General features: G+C 39.0%; 13 protein-coding genes and 2 pseudogenes. 3 read left to right on the top strand and 12 right to left on the bottom strand.

Annotated features, from left to right (window positions below):
• Positions 1 to 5: 5 nt before the first annotated feature.
• The 4 genes from NSQ84_RS03390 to NSQ84_RS03375 all read right to left on the bottom strand — a co-directional run bounded on the left by NSQ84_RS03390 (position 6) and on the right by NSQ84_RS03375 (position 2,614).
• Complete coding sequence (locus tag NSQ84_RS03390) at positions 6 to 296, bottom strand: hypothetical protein (RefSeq protein ID WP_063389222.1); 291 nt, start codon at positions 294 to 296, stop codon at positions 6 to 8.
• Between the two features lie 148 nt (positions 297 to 444).
• Complete coding sequence (gene ybaK, locus NSQ84_RS03385) at positions 445 to 918, bottom strand: Cys-tRNA(Pro) deacylase (RefSeq protein WP_066248834.1); 474 nt, start codon at positions 916 to 918, stop codon at positions 445 to 447.
• Between the two features lie 92 nt (positions 919 to 1,010).
• The gene (locus tag NSQ84_RS03380) at positions 1,011 to 1,721 is read right to left on the bottom strand and encodes an AAA family ATPase (RefSeq protein ID WP_063389224.1); all 711 of its coding nucleotides are present in this window, start codon (positions 1,719 to 1,721) and stop codon (positions 1,011 to 1,013) included.
• 353 nt (positions 1,722 to 2,074) lie between these two features.
• Entirely contained in the window at positions 2,075 to 2,614 is a 540-nt protein-coding gene (locus NSQ84_RS03375; protein ID WP_066248832.1) for an O-acetyl-ADP-ribose deacetylase, read from the bottom strand.
• Positions 2,615 to 2,948: 334 nt separating this feature from the next.
• Here NSQ84_RS03375 and NSQ84_RS03370 point away from each other — a divergent pair, with 334 nt between their 5' ends.
• Both NSQ84_RS03370 and NSQ84_RS03365 read left to right on the top strand, forming a co-directional pair.
• Positions 2,949 to 3,407 carry a ferritin-like domain-containing protein gene (locus tag NSQ84_RS03370; protein WP_130158378.1) on the top strand — a complete coding sequence of 153 codons (459 nt, stop codon included), beginning with the start codon at positions 2,949 to 2,951 and terminating at the stop codon, positions 3,405 to 3,407.
• Positions 3,408 to 3,535: 128 nt separating this feature from the next.
• Positions 3,536 to 4,414: pseudogene (locus NSQ84_RS03365) on the top strand (IS982 family transposase).
• Positions 4,415 to 4,597: 183 nt separating this feature from the next.
• Here NSQ84_RS03365 and NSQ84_RS03360 read toward each other — a convergent pair.
• The 3 genes and pseudogenes from NSQ84_RS03360 to rraA form a co-directional block, all read right to left on the bottom strand.
• On the bottom strand, positions 4,598 to 6,202 hold the full coding sequence (locus NSQ84_RS03360) for an MFS transporter (protein WP_066248868.1): 1,605 nt from the start codon (positions 6,200 to 6,202) through the stop codon (positions 4,598 to 4,600).
• A gap of 76 nt (positions 6,203 to 6,278) precedes the next feature.
• A pseudogene (locus NSQ84_RS03355) lies at positions 6,279 to 7,499 on the bottom strand (transposase).
• A 946-nt stretch (positions 7,500 to 8,445) separates the two neighbouring features.
• Complete coding sequence (gene rraA / locus NSQ84_RS03350; RefSeq protein ID WP_339212213.1) at positions 8,446 to 8,934, bottom strand: ribonuclease E activity regulator RraA; 489 nt, start codon at positions 8,932 to 8,934, stop codon at positions 8,446 to 8,448.
• A 534-nt stretch (positions 8,935 to 9,468) separates the two neighbouring features.
• Here rraA and NSQ84_RS03345 point away from each other — a divergent pair.
• Entirely contained in the window at positions 9,469 to 11,166 is a 1,698-nt protein-coding gene (locus tag NSQ84_RS03345) for an ABC transporter ATP-binding protein (RefSeq protein WP_066246993.1), read from the top strand.
• A gap of 40 nt (positions 11,167 to 11,206) precedes the next feature.
• Here the strand turns inward: NSQ84_RS03345 and NSQ84_RS03340 are convergent, their stop codons facing one another.
• The 5 genes from NSQ84_RS03340 to NSQ84_RS03320 form a co-directional block, all read right to left on the bottom strand.
• Complete coding sequence (locus NSQ84_RS03340) at positions 11,207 to 12,322, bottom strand: ABC transporter permease (RefSeq protein ID WP_066246774.1); 1,116 nt, start codon at positions 12,320 to 12,322, stop codon at positions 11,207 to 11,209.
• Complete coding sequence (locus NSQ84_RS03335) at positions 12,319 to 13,584, bottom strand: ABC transporter permease (protein ID WP_063389231.1); 1,266 nt, start codon at positions 13,582 to 13,584, stop codon at positions 12,319 to 12,321. Before NSQ84_RS03335 ends, NSQ84_RS03340 begins: the two co-directional genes overlap by 4 nt.
• A gap of 13 nt (positions 13,585 to 13,597) precedes the next feature.
• Positions 13,598 to 14,530: an ABC transporter ATP-binding protein gene (locus tag NSQ84_RS03330; protein WP_063389232.1), complete on the bottom strand. Its 933-nt coding sequence runs from the start codon at positions 14,528 to 14,530 to the stop codon at positions 13,598 to 13,600.
• A 271-nt stretch (positions 14,531 to 14,801) separates the two neighbouring features.
• Entirely contained in the window at positions 14,802 to 15,437 is a 636-nt protein-coding gene (locus NSQ84_RS03325; RefSeq protein WP_339212212.1) for a response regulator transcription factor, read from the bottom strand.
• Positions 15,437 to 16,537, bottom strand: a complete 1,101-nt coding sequence (locus NSQ84_RS03320) for a sensor histidine kinase (RefSeq protein ID WP_339212211.1) — start codon at positions 16,535 to 16,537, stop codon at positions 15,437 to 15,439. The genes NSQ84_RS03325 and NSQ84_RS03320 overlap by 1 nt, the downstream gene beginning before the upstream one ends.
• Between the last annotated feature and the right edge of the window lie 316 nt (positions 16,538 to 16,853).

Genomic DNA, 16,853 nt, shown 5'->3' with positions numbered 1-16,853 from the left:
CTCTTTTACTCATCTTCCTTTTCCAATTTGCGAATCTTTTCTTCCAGTTCTCGGATATCCTCTTTCGTTGCTATATCTAGTTTGTTGATCACCTGAGCCACTTGCTCTCGAACAAGACGCTGCAGTTCAGTTTTTTCTTCTTCACCGCGCTTGATTAGCTGGTTAAAAACTTCTTTTGATTCTTCAATCGATATCTCGCCTTTTTTCACGAGTTCATCTACAAATTTTTTCACTTGTTCTTTGCTTGCTACAGCTAAACCAAGTCCGAACGCCAATCCCTTTTTGAATAAATCCATTATGCTTGCCCTCCATTTCTTTCGAATTTCAACACGAGGCTTTATCCTTGTTATCACCTTAATCTTCTATTTTATTCAGTAAAATTCCTTCACTTTCTTTTCGAAGTGTAAAACAACAACCACATCTTATAAAATTCGGCTATTTTTGTTATTTCGTCACATCTTCCAGCTTCGCTTCTGTTACTTGCTGCAAATCTTTGACGCTGAGCTCCATTTGCACGCCGATTTTGCCCCCGCTGACAATAATATGCTCGTGTTCCAATGCAGTTGAATCGATAATCGTCGGGTAATGTTTCTTCATGCCGATCGGCGAACAGCCTCCGCGGATATAGCCTGTCCATTTTTGTAAATCTTTTACTGGCAGCATTTCGATTTTTTTCTCTCCTGTTATTTTCGCAGCTTTTTTTAAATCTAATTCTGCCTCAACAGGGATGACAAATACATAAATGTTGCCGGCGCTGCTCTTAGCAACTAATGTTTTATATACTGATTCAGGGCTTCTGCCAATCATTTGTGCAACAGAAATCCCATCAACCTTCCCCTTTTGGACATCGTAAGTAATCACGTTGTATTGTATTTTTTCTTTATCAAGAATTCGCATTGCGTTTGTTTTTGTGTTCATTGTTTATACCTCTCCAAAAGCAGAATATTTCAGGGTGAGTGATGTGATGAAAAATATAAATGGACGGCATCTCCAACACAGGCTGTTGTGTCTCAATCATTAAACAGTTCACTTAACACCTTTTTTCTATTTTCGAGAAACCGCCTAGTAATAATATAATGCATAGTTTCTTCATATTTTACTTCCTTTAGCGGATGTTCATCAAAATTTAAGATTTGGGCATTTGGATAGCCGAGTAAAATGGGAGAATGAGTAGAAATAATAAACTGCGCATCGTTTTCCAAATCTTTTATGATTCTTAATAAAGTCAGCTGTCTAGCAGGTGAAAGTGCTGCTTCAGGCTCATCCAACAGATAGATCGCTTTTTTTCCAAAACGATTTGTTAAAAGTGAGAGAAAAGCTTCCCCGTGCGACTGTTTGTGAAGAGAACGGCCTCCATAATAAGGGAGACTTTCAGGAATTGTATCGAGATACGACGCAAAATGATAAAAGGTCTCAGCTCGCAAAAAAAACCCGTTCGTCACTTTTGGCATCCATGACAGCCGTATGTATTCCCCAAGGGCCGCATCGGAGGCATCTACATGAAAATTATTGTTTTTGCCTCCTCCGGCTGTATTAAAGCCACACTGATAAGCTATTGCCTCAAGGAGCGTTGATTTTCCGGAACCGTTTTCCCCGACAAAAAAAGTAATGTTGGAACGAAACGAAATGGATTTTAAATTTTTTATTGCAGGAATCGAAAACGGGTAGCTATTTAAATCAATATCTTTATTTCTTAAAATTTCGAGGCTTTTCAAATACATTGAATTCATCTCCAAAGTCGTTCGTATTTTCATATTCACTGTGCACGTTTCACATAAAATAAACAACTGCCGATTGCTTGATGTTTTATGGAAAAAATTTTTTGGAATATTGCGACCTTTGAAATTGATCGCTTTGAAAATCATCAAATGTTGTATTCCGACTTCGAAATTTCTGCATTCATTGAAAAAGTTTCATTATAAACGAAACGGGCGATGGATATTTTCGTCTCAACGCTGCATATTTTCTTAGTTTTTGATAAATATGTCGCAAAAACTTATTGTTTACAATTAAAGCTCGCCAACGAATAAATGATTTTTGTATGGTGGCCATTGATTCGAAAAAGAGTTTTTTCCTATCTGATCATCGTCTTGTAAATATGATAATTTTCGTCATCAAAACAAACGAACAATATTGATTGAATGCTTCGGATGAATTGATTTTGAATACACTCCTTAACGGTCTCTAAAGCAATTTGGGCCGCTTCATGCTTTGGAAAACGATAAACACCAGTACTGATATTTGGAAATGCGATCGTTTTCACGAAATGCTCTTCCGCAAGCTTTAAGGAGTTTATGTAGCAATTTCTTAGCAGCTCCCTTTCTTGATAGGCTCCTCCCTTCCATATTGGTCCGACAGTATGAATAACGTATTTGGCGGGCAAATTTCCTGCAGTAGTAATAACTGCTTCCCCGGTCGGACATCCTCCTGTTCTTTCCCTGATCTTTTTGCATTCCTCCATAATCTCCGGCCCGCCTGCTCTATGGATCGCGCCGTCGACACCCCCGCCTCCCAAAAGTCCGTTGTTAGCCGCATTAACAATCGCGTCAACAGTACACTTTGTAATATCGCCTTTTATTACCTCCAATTCAGTATCGTTAATAACGATTTTCATTAATATCAACCTCCGTTTTTATACAAATATGAATTTGTATACTGACAGTCAGCTCCTAGTTACGGAAACCCTATTAGACGATACTTTAAACCTTATTGTGTTATATCCACGATCGTTTTTTGAACGAATTTGAACAATTCAATGATGTCTCAATTGTGCGACCTTTAGGAGTTTTCATATTGACATCATACAACCATTTCTTCTTTGTCTTATCATAACAAATATAAATCGGAAAATACATATAAGACCAACTGTTACAATAAAGCTTGCATATTTTTTTACCACACAAATCAAACTATAAATACTTTTAAAAATAAATTGCGGAGGACATGAAGTGAGACGTGCTATAAACAGTTTAAATGAATTTTTAAAAGGAAATTATATGGCAATTCACGCTTATAATGAATATATAAATCGTGCTAAGCAACCGGAACTTAAATTACTGTTACAACAGTTACAGCAAAATCATCAGCAACATGCGATGGAGATAACGAAAAGAATACAAGATCTTGGCGGAAAACCAGTTGATCATCCTGGAATCAAAGGGAAAAGTATGGAGATATTTAAAATGTTAACAGACCACAACAATGAACCGGACCATATAGTAAAAGATGCACTAGCTGGTGAAAAACGTGGTATTGAAATATCACAGAACATTGTAAATGGAACTTTAGATGACCAAAGCTACAGACTTGTTCAACAAATTTTAGATAAAAACATAAAACATCTTGACCTTTTGAATCAGGCTTTACATGACATACAAAAAAAAAAGCCGATTGATACAATCGGCTAAAATGTGTGTACAATGATAATGTCATATACCCGTGGTGCTAGATAAAATCTCGAGACATAAAAACAGCCCTTGCATGAGGATCTCCTTTAAAATGAAAGTGCGAACAAACATTCAAAAGGAGAAGTTCCATGCAAGAGCACTTTCATTTTACAATAAACCAAGCAAAAATTCAAAAGCAATATACCGCGATCTTATTCGTTGTATCAGCACAACTGTCTTGTATTCAGATGTATTTGCAACGTCGAAATCGTCATTTGTTGAAGCAAGAGGATGAGGTTATCATCGCCATTCACGTTCTTGGAAAATTGCTGGGTTTTACTTCGGAACGGGCTTGGCATCGATTTGTCATTGGAAACCTGTTCACCAAGGAAAAGTTCCTAGAGCGCTCTCGATACAACCGTCGATGCCGTTCTTTGCGTTGGGCGATCAAATGGATTCGTCACCAACTCGCCAAACGTGGACAACATCACGCTTATGCGGTAGTGGACAGCTTACCCATTGAACTCTGCCACCACGCACGAATGTATCGCGTCAAACGATTTCAAGGAATCGCAGATATTGGGTATTGTGCATCCAAAAAGATGGTTTACTATGGGTTTAAGCTTCATCTTCAGATTACCGACCAAGCGCTTCCGATGGGATATGTCCTGACCGAGGCATCCTGCCACGATCGGACAGCTGCGGAAACAGTGATGACTCAACTTCCTCATCCGTATACACTTGGCGACAAAGGATATGTGAGCCAAGCCCTGCAAAAGAAGCTGTACGATGAATACAAGATCGCTTTTTGGACGCCTGCCCGAAAAAATCAACGTGTGGTGCAATCAAAAGAATGGAAACAATGGATGAAGTGAAAACGCAAAATCGTCGAAACCGCGTTCTCGGTTTTAGTGGATTCATTTCGGATCACGAAAATTCGCGCCAATTCGATCTCTGGATTTGAAACGGCGCTTGATGCCATTTTATTGGCCTATTCGCTCGTTGTTCTTGGGCTAGTTGAGCGTTGACGCTCAACTAGCACCATGGGTAATGTCATATACATTTTTGTAGGTTATTTCTCTTTTGCAAGAATTTAGGAGGTAAAAGCCAACGGATAAATGTAAACCATCTTAACTAACCGAATTTCATTTCTCCTCCCGGTGATCTTCATTCTTTATGAAAAGTGAACATCTTTAAACATGATCAACTGCTTATGAAGAATGAACTTGCTTTGTCTCCCCAAGTTTTCTTTTGCGAATGGGAATTAGGATCAAAGTAACGAAAATTGTCATGATCGCTAAGGTTACGGCAGAATAAAAGAGTCCATTGTAACCATCTTGTGCTGCCATTAAGGTGATTTGATCGACACTCGATTGGATCACTTCTTTTAACCCTGGATCTTTGACTTGATTGATGATTCCCAGCATCTGATTTTCGGAAAATTCCCCAGATGACGTACCAAATTGTTGAGATAGTTGGTAAAACTCCTTCATGGCTTCCGAACTTAAACTCGTCCCTCCTATCTTTTCCTTTAGTATAATAGGAAAATGGGATTTAAATAACTCGGGAATGTGATTGAATCCCCTAGCGATGAAACCTGCGTAGATCGTTGGAGCGAGGGTCATACCGATTTGTCGGCTTAACGATAAGGTAGAAAGTGCGGAACCTTTATCCGACTTCAGCGTTTCTGTCGCTAAAATATTTAACGGGGCACCGAGAAGTATTCCCATTCCCAAACCTGCAACCGACGAAGAAATAATGAACTGCCATTTTGAATCAATCCATGTCGGGAACAAGAGAAAACCGATGGAAGTTATGATTCCCGATAATATCACCGCTGAAATTGGTCCTCTTTTATCAACGAATGCTCCACCCATAGATGCACCGATTCCCGCCATTATTGCAAGGGGTGTTAACCAATACCCGGAATTTTCTGACGCAATCCCGAGCACTTGTTCTGTAAATGCCGGGATAAAAATCATGGCTGCCAGCAACGCCCCAGAGAAAGTCCCTATTAATAAAGTTAAAAGGTACGTAGGTTGTTTTAACAAACGATAAGGAAGAACAGGGTCGCCGCCATTTCTTTCGAGTTTGCTTTCATGAAAAATCAAAGCAATGAAAAGAACAATCCCCGATAAAATAAAACCATACACATTTGGGCTCAACAAGCTGTCTACAAATTCGACACCTTCGATATTCGTCAATCCATACATGATTCCTAAAACGGAAAGAGATAGTAAAACCGTTCCGAACAAATCGAGACGCCCAGTTTCCGGGTCTTTCGTTTCTTCTAATTTTACCCATCCAAAGATAATTAAAAATATCGCTATCGGGACATTGATAAAAAATAATACATGCCATTTACCTGTTAAATCTAATAACATGCTGCCAATATTCGGTCCCAAAACGGCGGCAATCCCATTCATTCCACCCAACATTCCAAGGGCTTTTCCTTGTTTTTCAACCGGCATCGTACTTAGTACATGTGAACTACCGATAATGAAGATTCCCCCTCCACCAAGAGCCTGTAAGAATCGAGCACTTAAATAAAAAATAAAATTTGGGCTTAAAGCAACAAGTAAAGATCCCAAACCAAACAAAGCAATTTCAACAATAAATAATTTTTTTCGTCCATATCGATCCGATATTTTTCCGATGATCGGGACACTGATAGCTAATCCTAATGTATAAAGGGTAACTCCCCATGCCCCCCAATTAGCAGAAACTTCGAACGAATTGTTAATCGTTGTCAGTGCAGCACTAATGATTCCATTATCTAAAGCAGCCATAAACACGCCAATTGTAAATAATATCATTGCCCATGTTTGGCTAGATGCTTTTTCTTTCAAATAAGTCACTCCCTTACTTTAAAAATACAATAAATAACTATAGTTACGCCATGTAAATTACACAACAATTGTCATCTAAAAAAAACAACAAACAAGTATCCCTTTTGCTATATGAAACTGTTTTTTTGGGAGTATCTTGCTTTGTTTTCTGATAAATAAACTCGACAAAGATGCGTCCCTTCTAGTTAAAGTCGCTGTTGGATTTCTCGTCATACTGTACACATAAACTAATAAAACTAGAATCCAATACCGTTTCACCGCCCAACGCCTGCTAATACGGTACCCATCGGGCTTAGTGGTCTTTCGCTTGATGGAAAAAGAATCGATCGACCAACGTCGACATAGTAGCGCAAAGATGTCTTTGTTACATAGCTTTCGATCGGTACTCAAAACGCAATGAAGATTGTCAAGCGTCATGGTTGATCGTCTTTTTAAGCAGAGTAGCACCACGGCATATCTGATACTTTTGTGCGCCCCTTCGTAGCGGTCAACGCGATAACGTTCTTCTCCCACCATGGACGAGATGAGTGTCTTTCAAAGAGAGTGGTCAAACTCCTTTGCCTGAACCGCCATGTCTTTTGGATAAAAAACGATTGGTCTTGAGCGTTGCAATCACGTGGAATCTTTTTTTCAAGCAAGCTTCCATGAGCGTTTGAGATTGATACCAAGAGTCCATTAGCACATAAACGGGACGGTTCACATCCAAAGAAGAAGGCATTTCAACCGCAAGTTTCCACTTTTTTCCCCAGCCGTATTGTCGTAGGGGCGAAACACGAAAGAGAAAGTCTTGAGTCATCACATGAACCGTGAGCCAAGCGAGAGAATGTACCCAGATTAACTATTTATCGGCGTGAGAATCATTCCAATCAACATCCTTGAATGATATGCTTTGTCCGTGACGAAGGATTTGTTTTTTTTTGCCAAATTGTATCGTCGAGCGAAACAAAAATGGATTGATTTTCATGTTTAGCAATGCGTTCAATGCGATGAAGCATCCCCTACTGATACTGAGTTTGCGAAGTAATGTCTCTTCATTCCAGGTTTTTTTGAGAAAAATGGCTAAGTGTCGAGCGATGATTCGGTGAAAGTTCCCAGGTAGTGATCAGTAAATGTTTTAGAAAGCCTTTCATAATCATCGCATCTTCAAGATGAACGGAATGCTTCATGATAGGTTTTTAATAAATAAAGTGCCAATGTGCTAATCTATTCATAAGACATGAACCTTCTTGTATAAATGGTTTGTTGGCACATCTATTTTAACCAAGGAGGCGGGGGCATGCCTATTTTCTTATTTGGATGTAAATATTTGTTAGATAATTTGCTCACCTACAGATTATGTAGTTCATTTGCCCATCTACAGTAAAAAGTAAAATTACTAGCACACTGCTTTGATATTTTATGAATAAACTGTAACAATCGATAAAAGAGCTTGTCAAGTTACCCTATTAATCTACTACGAAAAGTACATAAATGGTTTCAATTTCTTCTGTTTCCCCCTAGTTTGTATATTCTTTCCTCAAACAGTAATTACAATGTTCTTTTTAGAATGTATGTGCCATCTCACCAGTATTCTCTTCTCGACTATTTGAAGCATTTTGGGCTTACCAAATAAGGATATATGCCTTTACTCTCTATAATAAAGTTGCGAACGGGCTAGTACCCGTCATATCAAGTGAAGTAGAAATCCTTCAGCTCTGAGGAGTAATTTTGTATATCACACCCCTTTTTATGGAAAATGTCTTAGTTACATTGAATTTTTTGTCAATTTGTTTTTCCGCTTCTACAGTAAAAACGACCCGAAAATCTTTTATTTCTTTTTTAAATCGTCAATACCAATAAAAAACGTACATTTAATATACATTAAATAGAATGGAGATTACAGCAACTTTACTGGAGCAACGGACATGATTGCCTGCCGATGTTTTACACATCTCCTTCTTGACAGAAGAATCACGCCCGCAGAGGCTCATTGTCGAGTGTCACTGCCTTACCACACTTATACGGACAGGAACTTCATGAAAAAATTTGTGTTCAAAAATCTGACTTATATCCATAAATCTTACATTGCTGAACTGTTGTTATTATGTATGCTGCTGTACACGCATGTATTTAGAAAAAAACATTTTTTTCAATTTGTATTCTGTATCATTTGACTGCTTATCACTTATGCGTACCTTTACTATGATTCCTACATAATGACGGTATGCGAATCAATCAAATGAATCGATATTTAGGGACTCCTCCGAAACAACAATGCCATCATTGTCAGCATACACATACGCATTTGGGGTCCAGCGCACTTCACCAAATTCAAGTGCGACATCACGGCTTCCTTTCCCTTCTTTTTTACTTTTAACCGGACAGGTGCCGAGTGCCTTTACCCCAATCGGCATCGTCGCAATTTCAGCGGAGTCGCGTATACATCCATTTATAATCACGCCAGATAATTCACGTTCACATGCAATCTGAGCTAAACGATCTCCTAAAAGCGCGCAGTTTCGTGAACCTTTTCCATCCACAACAAGAACTGAACCTTTTGGGATCGTTTCTAGAGCCTGACGAACTAGCACATTATCTTCAAACACTTCAACCGTTGCAATTGGACCTGAAAATTCCTTTTTTCCCCCATAACTGATAAGCGGCAATTTACAAACTTGAAGCTTTTCTAAATATTGATCGCATAAATCAGCAGTTTTCATGATGAATTCTCCTTCCCCATCTATGATTGATACAAAAATATATTTTGACAACCAAGAAGTAAATCCCTTTCAAATTGAAAAAATAATTAAAGGTCAAGATTCGCGCTCGCTTTTCGTTGTTTGGCCGGGCTTGCTGGATACTAGCCGGCGCAACACAAAGCCAAACTCTTCTCTCTTGCACTTAGTGATTCATTAATTCTTTCTTTAAAATATTTCGATGAACTACCCCCTCCCACTTGCTTAGAGGCGGGCTTCATGTAACCGTTCTAACGATATGAAAAGGACTGAGCCGTCAAATCTGTTCCACTTAGACAGCCGCAATTCTTCCTTTCCATACAATTTCAAAATTTACTTCAATTTTTTCAAAAAATATATTGATTCTAACGTTACGTCAGGTTTTAAGATAAAACTAAGAAGGAGAGAAGCTATCCAGCAATCCTGATTCAAAATGGCCCAAACGTAAAGGAGAGATTCGTTGTGGAGAATTTTGAAAAAAATCAAACTTCATGGCAAAATTTTAAAAAGTTGATAAAAATGGCTAACCCTCCTTTCTGGATTTTTGTTGCGGCAATCGCATTAAGTCTTTTGGAAGCAGCTACAGGATTAGTCGTTCCGATCTTTACACGGGATTTGATTGATCGTTTTTCAACTTCAAGTATTGAAACTCATTTAATCTTTTTATTGATTGCAGTTTTTATTCTTCAGTCAGCCACATCAGGCTTCTCCTATTATCTTATGTCTTATATTGGCGAATATATTGTGGCAAAAATCCGTTCAAAGCTTTGGAACCATGTGCTGTATTTGCCGATACCTTATTTTGACCGCCATGAATCTGGAGAATTGATGAGCCGCATAACACAGGACACTTATACAGTAAAGTCGCTCGTGACCGAGCATTTAGCTAATTTCGTTTCAGGAATTGTTACGGTCTTAGGGGCTGTCGCTATTTTAATTATCATTGATTGGAAAATGACGCTCATTCTGTTTATTTTTGTACCGCTTGCTATCGTATTGGTTCTTCCACTTGGACAGAAAATCTATAAAATTTCCATGCAAACCCAAGACGAAATGGCCACTTTCAGCGGCAATCTAGGCCGCGTGCTGAGCGATATCCGGTTGGTAAAATCAAACATTGCCGAACCTGTCGAAAAACAAAACGGAAATCAAAAAATTCAGCAGTTGTTCCGATTCGGCTTGAAGGAAGCAAAAATCCAAGCGATTATTGCACCTTTAATGGCAACGATTATTATGGCGGTGTTAGTCGTCATTATCGGCTATGGAGGAATTCGTGTTGCCGCAGGGGAATTATCCGCAGGTTCGCTTGTTGCCATCATAATATATATGGTGCAAATTATTGTACCTTTTAGTCAAATGGCAGGATTCTTTACAGCTTTCCAAAAGGCAATGGGTGCGACAGAACGAATTCAGCAGCTTTTGAATACAGAAACAGAACATAGTAATGGAAATACAAGAATTGATGTTCATAAACCAATCGTGTTTCAAGACATCTCGTTTGCTTATGAAAAAGGAAAAACGATTTTGCAAAACGTTCATTTTGAAGTGAAGCCCGGCCAAACCGTCGCGATCGTCGGACCAAGCGGTGCTGGTAAAACAACTATTTTTTCCCTTATTGAACGGTTCTATCAGCCAACAAACGGGGCAATAAAATTAGGGAATACCGACATTCGCGAATTTCCGCTTTTTGAGTGGCGCCAACAGATCGGTTACGTTTCTCAAGAAAGCCCGATTATGTCTGGCACGATTCGTGAAAATATTTGCTACGGGCTAAATCGTACAGTCAGCGAAGAAGAAGTGAGAAAAGCAGCGCAATTGGCCAATGTAGATGAATTCATCGAACAAATGCAAGACGGCTATGAAACGGAAGTCGGCGAAAGAGGGATCAAACTATCCGGTGGGCAGCGTCAGCGCATTGCCATCGCGAGGGCACTGTTGAGAAATCCAAAAATTCTTCTGCTGGATGAAGCTACATCCAATTTAGACAGCAACTCCGAACAAAAAGTGCAAAACGCTCTCCTTCATCTTATGAAAAATCGTACAACATTTGTCATCGCCCATCGACTTTCAACTATTATTAATGCAGATTTAATCATCGTCCTCGAAAATGGTAAAATTACCGGTCAGGGAACACATAATGAGCTATTGCAGTCCCATCCGTTGTATCAAAAGCTTGTCAGCCGACAAATGCAAAATTTTGCTCCCGCCAACGATTAAGGCGGGAGCCGCATATAATTTACAAATGGAAGCTGACCGCTTAAGCCCGTTTCCGCTCCATAATGTTGATCCCTAACCCCATGAACACAACAGCCATCAAGAATAGGATGCTCATCGGATAGAGCAAATCGCTGAATGAGTAGCCGTAAACTACCGCCCCTTTTAACAGGTCCATTCCATACGTAACGGGGACAAATTTTGAAAGCAAGAGAAGTGCATCCGAAGAAACAATTTCCAGCGGCCAATAAGCTCCTCCGAGCATCGCCATGCTGACAGAAACAAGCGGAAGCACCGCATGAAACTGCTGCTCATTATTGACAATTCCTACTATAAAAATTGATATTGCGACAATTGCCAGTACATAAGGGATGAGCAATACGAGCACAAACCAAAATTTATCGCTGAAATCTACATCAAACACAAAGTGAAAGACTGCAAAAATGAGCGCCACCTGAATATAGCCGGTTGCAAAACTGTAAATTAAATTTCCGGTATACATCTCCCATTTTTTGACCGGCGACAAAATCATTCGATCCCAAATGCCGTTTCGCTTTTCCATTAATATATTGAAAACGTTGTACGCAATCGTATAAATGACAAAAAATAAGACACTGCCGAAAATCGATTGCATTTTGCTGTTGATGATAACAGTTTCATCCGCACGGAAATGTTTTGTCTCTACGGTAAACACCGGATCGTTTTTCGCTTCCGTAAGCGATTTTGCCACTTGCTTTGCGCTTGATTCTCCTTGTTTTTCCTTCACCTGATCGATGATCGACTTGGATTGTAATGCTTTTGCGTAAACTTTTTGAACCGTTTGCTGAACCAAATAGCTATTGGGGGTATTGGAAGCAACGATTATGCGGAAATCGTCCTTTTTAAGCTCCACACCTGCTTCCGCCTTACCTTCGCCAACCAGCTTTTCAACTTCCTCTTTTTTCATCCTTTTAAACGAAAATAGATTATACTGCTCAAGAGAGCGAATGATTTCCTTCACTTCACTTTCAGGCAGTGCGCTGTATACTGGAACAACTATAGTCTGTTTGTTTACGGAACTGATGAGCATAGCAAAAACGACAGAAAGGATCGACACCATTAAAAATAGCCAAGGCTTCCGGATAAAAAGACGCAGCTTTGCTGTCAAAACTCCGATCACGCCATTTCACCCCTTTTTGGGAAAACTAGCAAGCTCAATACGAACATAACAAAACCGAAAAGACATAAGTATATGACAGGCCAAATAAATTGCGACAGATCATAGCCTTGCAAAATTTTTAAATAAGCTGTCATGCCGGCTCCATTTGGCGTCATATCCCCCAATTTGTGCATAAATTCCGACATTTGCGAAACCGGGAAATAGCTGCCACCAAGAAAAGCCAAAATAGAAACGACTCCGCTTGAGAAGAAAATGGAAACATTATCTGAATTTATTCGATAGCTCAATGATGTTAAAAAGGTTCCTATTCCTCCGACTGCCACACAAAGAGCAAGCGTAACAATGATAAACGAGACGAGATCCGGCCACTTGACACTGTAAAAAACGGCTGCTAAAGCATATAACAAGGAGAGCTGAAAAAAGGCAATGATCAAGGAAGTTATGAAAATAGCAGCCATGTATAAATTTTTCGGTACATTGGCAAGCAACAAACGATGGAATGCGTTCGACTGTTTTTCTTGCAAAGCATGAGACGAAATATACGAGGCCAGATACAACACAAACATAACGCTTATGCCGACTGTATAATAAGTAAAAGAATTAATAGGCTCCCGTTTTGTCACGGTTTCCATTTCTCCCTTTACTTTTACGACAGGCAGTTCAAGTGATTCGTTTAAGCCAGCCTGATCCAGTTTAGAAATCAAAGAATATTGCTCTTGAAATTCAGTGATGAGTTCTTGAACAAATTGGGCTGTAATTTCTTTGCCTTCGTTGACATATATACTAAGCTTCGGCTTCGTTTTCTCACCAAATATTAAATGGTTTAACAACGTGTATGAAAAATGCTCCGGCACTTCAACAATGACTGTATATTTGTCATTTTCACGAATTTCCTCCAATTCAGAAGGCTGAAACTCTGCCATTTGTATATACGGTTCTAGCTCTTTTGAGCCTAAAATTTCTTGTTTTAAAATGGAAATAGGCATCATTTTTTCCACTTGTTTTAATAGAAATTCCTTTTCCTCATCCGGCATTTGCACGTTTTTTACGTCGTTGGCGAATTTTTCGAAGTCCTTTTGTTCATTGCCATGTTCGACAATCGCTACTTTCGCTTGAATATCCATTTTTTTGCTGTCCATTACACTTGTGAGCGCAAAACCTAAAATAGATATAAGAGTGAACGGCATTACTAATAGAAGAAGCAATTCCTGCTTATTGCGGATCATTATTAAAAATTGTTTCTTAATAAATTGTCCAATCATGGTCATCACCCTTTTAATTTCGTAATGCTCTTCCAGTTAAATGAAGAAACACATCTTCCAAAGTAGGTGTTTTAATCTCGATAGATGTCAACATTGTGTTTGTTTCCTCAGCAATTTTGAACAATATGGAAAAAGCATTCGCTTCCTTTGGCGTTAATACGGTAATTACCCGATCTTGCACAGTCACGCGATTGACAACCGGATGATCACGCAGCGCTTGAATAAATGAATCGTTCACGCGCTCGACAGTAATTTGGATTGTGTTTTCTGCCGATAAAATATTTTTTATCTCCTCTTTAGTACCGGCCGCCAAAATATTCCCTTTATCCATAATGTAAATGCGATTGCATAAAAATTCGACTTCCTCCATATAATGGCTCGTGTACAATACGGTCATTTTTTTCTCTTTATTTAACCTTTTGACCGTTTCCAAAATATAATTTCTTGATTGCGGATCAATGCCGACTGTCGGTTCATCCATAATAATCAATTCAGGTTCGTGCAACAAGGCAGCCCCGATGTTCAATCTTCTCTTCATTCCGCCTGAAAAATTTTTGACAAGATCATGCTGGCGATCCGTTAAACCGATCATTTCCAAAACTTCCTCTACCTTCTGTTTTAATTGCGAACCTGACAGCCGATAAATTTTGCCGAAAAACAGCAAATTTTCCCGCGCTGATAAATCGGGATATAATGCAATTTCTTGCGGTACAACCCCTAAAATTTTTCTGAGCTTTTCCGGCCTTTTGATGACACTTTCGTTATTCAAACGAACATCACCGCTTGTCGGCGGAATCAGAGTAGAAATAATTGAAATGGTGGTCGATTTGCCGGCGCCGTTTGGCCCCAAAAGCCCGATGATTTCCCCTCTTTCCAAAAATAAATTCACACCGTTTACAGCATGCGTTTGTTTAAACCTTTTCGTTATTTCAACAGCTTCCAGCATTTTTTATCCTCCCTCTCAACGTTCTATTTGTATATTACAGCGTCCGCACTTTCTCACATACTATCTGCAGTCACTCTTTTCACTGAAAAACTATGACTTAGGTCATACATTTACAAAGTCTCTAGGAATAGCGCTGAAAATCAGCAAACATTCCGAGTCGAAGCAAACATTTTTCAATTATGAACGCTTCATTAACATAGAGCTTTAAAATTTCACGGCATTATTTCAATACAAAAAAGACCGGCCTAAATAGCCGATCCTAATCAAACAGCTAGCAAATATCATGTTTAATGGCATAAATAGCGAGCTGTGTTCTATCCCGCAGCCCAATTTTATTTAAAATTTGCGTCATATGGTTTTTGACAGTTCCGACGGACAAATGAAGGTCAGACGCAATTTCTTTGTTCGTTTTTCCTTCGCCGACAAGCTTCACAATCGCCAGCTCACGCGGTGTTAAAGGCACGTTCACCATCTCTTTTTTTGGCTTTTCCAGCAGCTTCGGTACCATTTTTGTCGCTACATCTTCATGAATGGACATTCCGCCTTTCATGCAGCTATGTATCGCATCAATCAGCTTTGCCGGTTCAGATGTCTTCAGCAAAAAACCGCTTGCCCCATCCTTCAACGTCTGTACGGCATATTCCTCATCATTAAACGTTGTTAAAATAAGAATTTTCGCATCAGGCCACCGCTCTTTTATTTTTTTAGTCGCTTCTACTCCGTTCATAACTGGCATGCGAATATCCATTAAAATCAGGTCTACAATTGTCTTTTCCATTATTTCGATTGCTTTTAACCCATGATCAGCTTCCGCGACTACTTTTAATTGCTCGTCCTGTTCGATCATCATTTTCAAGCCCTGGCGGACAATGGCTTGATCTTCAACAAGTAAAATACGGATGGTCATCATTCATACTCCTTTATTGGCAAAGTCCCATGAACAACAAACTCATCATTTGTTTGAAATATGTTCAAGCTTCCTCCATCTTCTTTCACACGCTCTTTCATATTCGTTAAACCGAAGCCTTTTTGAAACGGTTTGGCATCCGATATCCGGTTTTTTATCGTAAATTCCAAGTCACCGATCGCATTTTTTCCTAATATGATATACACTTCCCTTGATTGCGCATGCCGCATCGCATTCGTTAGCGCCTCTTGGATGACTCGGTACAAAACGACATTTTGCTGATTAGTAAGACGGGCCGACAAAACCCCTTGCTTCGTCGTAAAATGCACCATAATATGACTTTCCGATTCCAGCTTACGAATGAGCTGAAGCACTGACGAAATCCCTTCACTTTCATCCATTTTTAGCGCCCTAACTGCATGTCTCGTTTCCTCTAAACTTTCGCGAACTAAAGATTTTAATTCTTCATATTCCTTCCTTTTCTCTTTGATCGAAAGCATCTCAAGCTGCATCAGCAATGCCGTTAATTTATGCCCGACAGAATCATGAATATCACGGGCAATTCTCGTTCGTTCTTCCAATCTGGCCGACCGCTCGTTTTCATAGCTGATACGCTTTAATCCTCTATATTCTCCTAATAGTTGTTCATACAGCTCCCTTTGTTCCTTCCTTTCAAAGATATATTCATTTAAAACAACAGAAATGAAAGTAAATATAGCAAACACCGTCAGCCATTCAAAAGGATTAGGAAGGAATAAGGCGATCAGGATCGAAACAGAAACATGAATGACGGCAAACAGACGAAAGGGCTGTTTTTTTAGCTGAAAAATTGCTTCGACATAAAGATATAAAATTAATAAAAGAGAGGCATGATTGCCTGCAGCAGACTGAAGCCATCCCGCTGACAAAATGAAAAGATCCACGATGATGTACAACAGAAGAGTATTTTTGACAACAGGCAGAAAAAAATAGCAGCCAATTGTACAAGCACTTAAAAATACCAATAAGGTGAGATGTGCTGAATGATCCAAAAAAGCTGAAAATAAAAAGTACGTCCATAAAACGGCAAAAACAAACACTCTGAATAAAAAAGCCTTCACTGACATCCCACCCTTTGTAATCTACTATCAACCTACTGAAACTATAAAAGAATGTCAACGGCTTTTCAAAAGAAATGTCGGACATTTCTCAAATCATGTACCAATTAATTAAAATACTGAACTCCTCCCTTATTCTCTCCAAAATAATTACCCTGTGATTTTAGAATTCAACATTTCTAAATAACAACCTCTATAATTAAAGACACCGGTTTAATCTAACCGATGTCTTTAACTAAATCCTATAACTAACAATAACAATTCCTATATCTAATTAGTTAATGTAAAAACCGCATAAAAATCAATATTCCAGCGGTTT

Source organism: Aeribacillus sp. FSL K6-3256 (assembly GCF_037965805.1).
Taxonomy (GTDB): Bacteria; Bacillota; Bacilli; order Bacillales; family Aeribacillaceae; genus Aeribacillus; species Aeribacillus composti.
Note: the sequence above shows the minus strand (reverse complement) of the source record. Positions and strands in the feature narration are given on the sequence as shown.